The organism is Micromonospora sp. NPDC050980 (assembly GCF_040653835.1).
Taxonomy (GTDB): Bacteria; Actinomycetota; Actinomycetes; order Mycobacteriales; family Micromonosporaceae; genus Micromonospora.
In genome coordinates, this window is sequence record NZ_JBFAGS010000053.1 from 1 (window position 1) to 5,509 (window position 5,509).

Annotated in this window: 5 protein-coding genes and 1 pseudogene; 3 read left to right on the forward strand and 3 right to left on the reverse strand. The window is 68.4% G+C overall.

Translation table 11 applies throughout. The features are described from left to right. Positions 1-96 precede the first annotated feature (96 nt). Positions 97-393, forward strand: a complete 297-nt coding sequence (locus tag AB0H28_RS29780) for an integrase core domain-containing protein (RefSeq protein WP_358047394.1) — start codon at positions 97-99, stop codon at positions 391-393. A 29-nt stretch (positions 394-422) separates the two neighbouring features. Here AB0H28_RS29780 and AB0H28_RS29785 read toward each other — a convergent pair. Then, positions 423-506 (reverse strand): annotated as a pseudogene (locus tag AB0H28_RS29785) (DUF2277 family protein); the annotation flags it as partial. Positions 507-820: 314 nt separating this feature from the next. Here AB0H28_RS29785 and AB0H28_RS29790 point away from each other — a divergent pair. Both AB0H28_RS29790 and AB0H28_RS29795 read left to right on the forward strand, forming a co-directional pair. Further along, positions 821-2,173, forward strand: a complete 1,353-nt coding sequence (locus tag AB0H28_RS29790) for an AI-2E family transporter (protein ID WP_358047397.1) — start codon at positions 821-823, stop codon at positions 2,171-2,173. A gap of 181 nt (positions 2,174-2,354) precedes the next feature. Next, positions 2,355-3,536: a PP2C family protein-serine/threonine phosphatase gene (locus AB0H28_RS29795; RefSeq protein ID WP_358047400.1), complete on the forward strand. Its 1,182-nt coding sequence runs from the start codon at positions 2,355-2,357 to the stop codon at positions 3,534-3,536. A gap of 369 nt (positions 3,537-3,905) precedes the next feature. Here the strand turns inward: AB0H28_RS29795 and AB0H28_RS29800 are convergent, their stop codons facing one another. Together AB0H28_RS29800 and AB0H28_RS29805 are read right to left on the reverse strand one after the other, a co-directional pair. Continuing rightward, the gene (locus AB0H28_RS29800) at positions 3,906-4,301 is read right to left on the reverse strand and encodes an FGGY-family carbohydrate kinase (RefSeq protein WP_358047403.1); all 396 of its coding nucleotides are present in this window, start codon (positions 4,299-4,301) and stop codon (positions 3,906-3,908) included. Between the two features lie 18 nt (positions 4,302-4,319). After that, positions 4,320-5,348 carry a gluconokinase gene (locus AB0H28_RS29805; RefSeq protein ID WP_358047406.1) on the reverse strand — a complete coding sequence of 343 codons (1,029 nt, stop codon included), beginning with the start codon at positions 5,346-5,348 and terminating at the stop codon, positions 4,320-4,322. Positions 5,349-5,509 lie beyond the last annotated feature (161 nt).

Consider the following 5,509-nt stretch of genomic DNA (forward strand, 5'->3'; position numbering starts at 1 on the left):
AGCACGACGCCGGGCTGGTCGTCGCCGCGCTGAACATGGCCGCCGTCACCCGCGGCGGCAGTGTCGAAGGGGTGATCTTCCACAGCGACAGGGGCGGTGAGGTACACCTCGGCCGACTTTGCCCGGACCTGCGCCCGGTGGAAGGTACGCCAGTCGATGGGCCGGGTCGGCTCGTGCTTCGACAACGCCGTCGCCGAGGCCACCTTCTCCACCATCAAGGTCGAGTACGTCCACCGCCGTCACTTCCGCACCCGTACCGAAGCCCGGATCAAGATCGCCACCTGGATCACCGACTTCTACAACCGGCGCCGCCGGCACTCCGTCTGCGACTGGCGCTCACCCATCGACTACGAACGATCAGAGACCCGCGCCCTGGAGGCCCAGGCCGCATAACGGAGCCCTCCACGATTCCAGGGGATTGACACGTACTGCAGTGCGGCGGCCTCGATCTCGTCCTCGGTCGCGGGCGGCTCGAAATTGTTGAGCACGCGGATGTTTCTGCACATCCCCCTACCATGCCAGGCCGGACCGACATCGGCGGACAGGCGAGCCGTCGGCACCGTTGCGACCTCCCTGGCCAACCGCGTCCCCCGCGCGGACAACCCACCTCCATCGGGATAACTCATTCCATCGATCTACCCCAGCCCCGAGCCATCATACAGACCACATCGGACGGATTTGACCATTCAAGATCTGTATCAGCCGTCGACCGTCGTGGCCTGCGGCGTTTCCGTCACTGACCGAGGGGTAGGGATGAGGCCGTCAGGACGTTCTGGCCTACCGCCGCCGCGCAGGGCAGACCACATCAGGGGGACGAGCCATGCGTTGGACGTCGCAGGTGCGGGACCAGGCACGCGCGCGACTGGAAGCTGCCCGGCAGGCCGAGCCGCCACCCTTCGACGAGTCCGGCCTGGGCACCCGAATCGGCCAGGTGCTCGTCGTCGATCCGGATGAGCCGGACGGTGCTCACGCCCTGGGGGTGCCACGCGGGATCAGAGTGGCCGCCGCATGGGCCTGGCGGCTGATCCTGCTGGTTGCCGGCGCCTACGTACTCATCAAGACGGTCAGTGTGCTACGAGTGGTCGTCATCCCAGTCATCGTGGCGCTGCTGCTGGCAGCGCTCCTGCAGCCTGCCGCAGCGCTGTTGCGCCGGCGCGGTATCGGAGCCGCACCTGCCGCCGCACTGGTCCTGGTCGCGGGACTGGTTGCGGTGTTCGGCACGCTGGCGATGATCGTGCGGACCTTCATCGACCAGTACGACGAACTCGCCGACCAGGTCCGCGGCGGCCTCGACGAGGTGCAGGCGTGGCTCGCCCGCGGCCCGCTGCATCTCAACGACCAACAACTCAGTAGCTTGGTCGACCGGGCCCAGGCGCAGGTCACCCAGAACCAGGGCGCACTGACCTCCGGAGCACTGAGCACCGCGACCACCCTCGGCGAGCTGCTGACCGGGTTCTTCCTCGTACTGTTCACCTTGTTCTTCTTCTTGCGTGACGGCGATCGGATCTGGCGCTTCCTGTGCCGTCTGCTGCCACACGACGCTCGGGTATCCATCGCCCGTGCCGGCCACTACTCGTGGCACACGCTGATCTCCTATGTCCGCGCCACCGTGCTCGTCGCCTTCGTCGACGCGCTCGGCATCGGCATCGGTCTGCTCGTGCTGGACGTGCCGCTTGCCCTTCCGCTTGCCGCGCTGGTCTTCCTCGGCGCCTTCATTCCCGTGGTCGGTGCGACAGTCTCTGGCGCCGTCGCCGTACTCGTGGCGTTGGTCGCCCAAGGTCCAGTGAGTGCGCTGATCATTCTGGGCGTCGTGATCGCCGTGCAACAACTCGAAGGTCACGTCCTTCAACCCTTGATCATGGGCCGTGCCGTGGCGCTGCACCCCTTGGCGGTCATCCTCGCCATTGCCGCTGGCATCGTCGTCGCGGGTATCGTCGGCGGTCTTGTCGCGGTGCCGCTGCTCGCGGTCGTCAACACCGCCACGCGTTACCTGGGTGCGCATCCCGACGGTCAGCCCACCGTCGACCGCACACCGCCGGGCACTCGTCCCACCGACAACGATCAAGCAGACGCCGAGGAAACCGCGGACGACCGGCGTGCGCGCACAGAGGAACCGGTGCCTGCCGCCGACAGCTCCGTCGACGAGCGGGCCACAGGCCCATCGCCAGCCTAGGGTGGCACCAGACGACGGCCAAGTCCATCGCAGTGGCGGGAACGCCTCCGACCTGGCCGGTCGTGCGGGGGTCAACGGGTGACGGCGTGGGCGCAGGGAGATGAGGAACGTGAGCGAGGCTCTGTCACTACGACGTATGTTGGTCCGATCCCATCGGGCCCTCCCCGAGGATCTACCGGGGATGATCAGACGGGCCGTCCGCGAGCTGGGGGCGTCAGATGCGGTGATGTTTCTGGTCGATCACCATCAGCGAGTGCTGGCGCCCTTGTCCGACGAGCGGTCACCGCGGCGCGAGGTGATCGCCGTGGACGGCACCCTCCCTGGCCGCGCCTACAGCACGATGAGGGCTGTCGCCGCAGTCGGCGGCGACGCGAGCGCCTGGTTCCCGCTGGTCGACGGTTTGGAGCGGCTCGGCGTCGTGGAGATTATCGGTCCAGGCGAGCTGCTCAACACGCAGCAGGCGGAGTTCGCCGACGTGGCCGCGTTGCTCGCAGAGTTGGTCATCACGCGCGGCATGTACAGCGACACGGTTGAGCGAATCCGCAGACGAGAACCGATGAATTTGGCGGCCGAGATGCTGCGCGCCCAATTGCCGCCGTTGACCTTCGCTACCAGCAACATGGTCATCAGCGGGATCCTGGAGCCTGCGTACGACGTGGGTGGCGACGCGTTCGACTTCGCCGTCAACGGCGACGTCGCGCATCTGGCGTTGTTCGACGCCGTCGGACACGGGTCGCAGAGCGACCTGCGGGCCGTCATGTTGGCCTCCATCGCCCTCGCTGCCTACCGCAACGCGCGCCGTGCCGGCTACGACCTGGTGGCGACCTACCATCACATCGACGCGGCGGCACGAGGATTCGACCGATCCGGCCTGATCACCGGCGTGTTTGGCGAATTGGACCAGCGCACCGGCCAGCTTCGGGTGATCTCTGCCGGACACCCGAGCGGCATCGTGCTGCGGCAGGGCAAGATCGCCGCCGTTCTGCCCACCCCGACCGCGCTGCCGGTCACGCTCGGGGAGTACCGCCAACCGCTGGTCACTCGATACAGCCTTGAGCCCGGCGACGATGTGCTGCTCTACACCGATGGCATCACCGAAGCCCGGTCCGCCGAAGGCGACTTGTTCGGCCTCGACCGGCTGTCCGACCTCGCTGTCCGTGCCCTGGCCGACGATCTGCCACTGCCGGAAATCGCCCGGCGGCTCGTGCACGCCGTGATCGCACACCAGGACAACCGGCTACAGGACGACGCGACCGTGCTTTTCGTCCGCTGGATAGGTGCGCCGGACGGCGGCGAGGACGGCCGCAACGAAGCCCCGCGGAACACCGGTGCCGAGGATGACACTGGACACCTCCGCCGATAGGCGGGCGGCTACGTGGTTCGACGCGGCCGAATTGTTCCGGCTGCTCCGTCGGGGCGGAAGGCTCGTGGCAGTCGCCGCGACCTCGGCCGCTGCCCGAGTTTCGACCTCGATACGCTTCCCGCGCAGTCTCCGTCGTGCCGCTCCACGCTTGCCACATGGCCCGTTGAGCATCAGGATCGCGACGGAACCTCGAACACCGGCGCATCCGAGCCGTCACCCCTTCGCTGGAGGCGACCCGCTTCGCGCTTGCACTCCTACGGCGCGCCGCCCGGGTCGCGCCGTGATCCGCAGCGGTTCTCCATCCCGAGACGTGGGCCATTCCGCCAACTCGACTGGACGCCCTCGACAGGAGAAGCTGCCACCGCATCGTCAGCTACGTCTGAACGTCTCGTACGCCTCGGCGAATCGTGCGCGCCGCTGTGCGTAGTGTTCGACGTGTGCGGGCTGGGGCTCGTATGTCGCTCCGGTGGCCCGGCTCGCACGCGGTGCGTCCGGCGCCAGCTCGTCGAGGGCGAGTAGCGCTGTGCCCCGTTGCGTCGCGCGTCGTCGGGTCACGTGCGTGACGGGTCGCCCCAGCACGTCCGCGAGGATCTGCAGCCATTCCGGGTGGTCGTTGCTGACGCGTCCCGCTGCCGCGACCTGCAAGATGTGCGGGGCGGCTGAGCGTAGTTCGTCGGCGACTCGCGCATAGGTGATGGCCACGCCCTCGACGATCCCGCGGAACAGGGTGTCGGCGTCGCTGGCTGCTGATACTCCGCCGAGCACAGCGCGTGCCCCGCCGACTCAGCCCGGTGCTCGTTCCCCGGTGAGGTACGGCAGCACCAGCGGCGTGGTGTGATTCGGCGGCGCGGTGAGGGTGCCCGCGAGTGCCGGGCTGAGACGTAGGGTGCTCCGTGCCCAACTCACGGCGCGACCGACGTCGTTGATCGCTCCGCCGAGCAGCGTGCGTCCCGCATCGACCCGGTAGTTCCACAGTCCGTACGGCAGGGGCTCGGCCGGGCCGTCGAGCAGCACCCGCAGCGCACCGCTGGTGGCTGTCGCCGCGGTGAGCACCGTGGCGTCGGTGGCCCCGGACCCGACGTTGCTGGCGAAGCCGTCGGTGATGACGGGAAACCACGCCGCCTTGGCCAGTGCGGGCCAGCGCGTCGTGTTCGCTGCGGGAGCCGGTTGGTTCGTGTTCCGGGGTGGGGAAAGCTGATCGGGGTCGACGCCCGCGGCGGCGAGGAGTTCGGCGTCGAACTCGCCGCTGCTGCGGTTGAGCAGGCCGGTCCACGCCACCGTAGAGGTCCCGGCCAGGGGGTGGCCGATCAGCCGAGCCAGGACGTACTCGCCCAGGGACCACCAGTTCGCGGTGTTGGCGACGAGGTGCGGCTGTGTGGCGGAGAGCCAGCGCAGGCGTGGAGCGTGGTAGCTCGTGTGAAGGCGGGTGCCGGTGCGCTGGTGAACCGCCCGTTCGTCAAGTTCCTCGAGTAGGGCGGCGACCGCGTGCGCGCTGCGGGAATCGGCGTAGGTCAGGCACGGCGTGAGGGGGCGGCCGGCCTTGTCGACCGCGATCAGCGAGGCGGCGAAGGTGTCCATCGCGACGCCAGCGATGCGGGTTCCCAACCGCAGGTCGTTGGTTGCCGCGTCGAGCACCTCTTCGATCTCGGCCGTCACCTGATCGGGGTCGATGATCGAGGTGCCGTCAGGCGCGATGGTGAAGGTGTGCGGCACCTTGTGCTGCAGGCCGTGGATCCGCCGGCCGGACGCGTCGTGCACGCCGCCGCGGGTCGCCGTGGACCCGATGTCCATCGCGAGGACCAGCGGATCCAACGCCGAGTCGAGAGCGATGTCGTCGCCGCTCTGGGGCATCGTGGTCCTCGCTGTGTCGGGCGTTCGTTATCCGGAGCTTGGCCCGTGCCGTCTTTGATGTCCTCGTCGTTGGTCTTGGCGGTGCCAGGTGCCTGTTATGGACGCTTGGTGGTGGTGTGTCC

Excerpts from the sequence above, each read along its gene's own strand:
- AB0H28_RS29790 (WP_358047397.1), top strand. The coding sequence starts at position 821 with ATGCGTTGGACGTCGCAGGTGCGGGACCAGGCACGCGCGCGACTGGAA.
- AB0H28_RS29795 (WP_358047400.1), top strand. The coding sequence starts at position 2,355 with ATGATCAGACGGGCCGTCCGCGAGCTGGGGGCGTCAGATGCGGTGATG.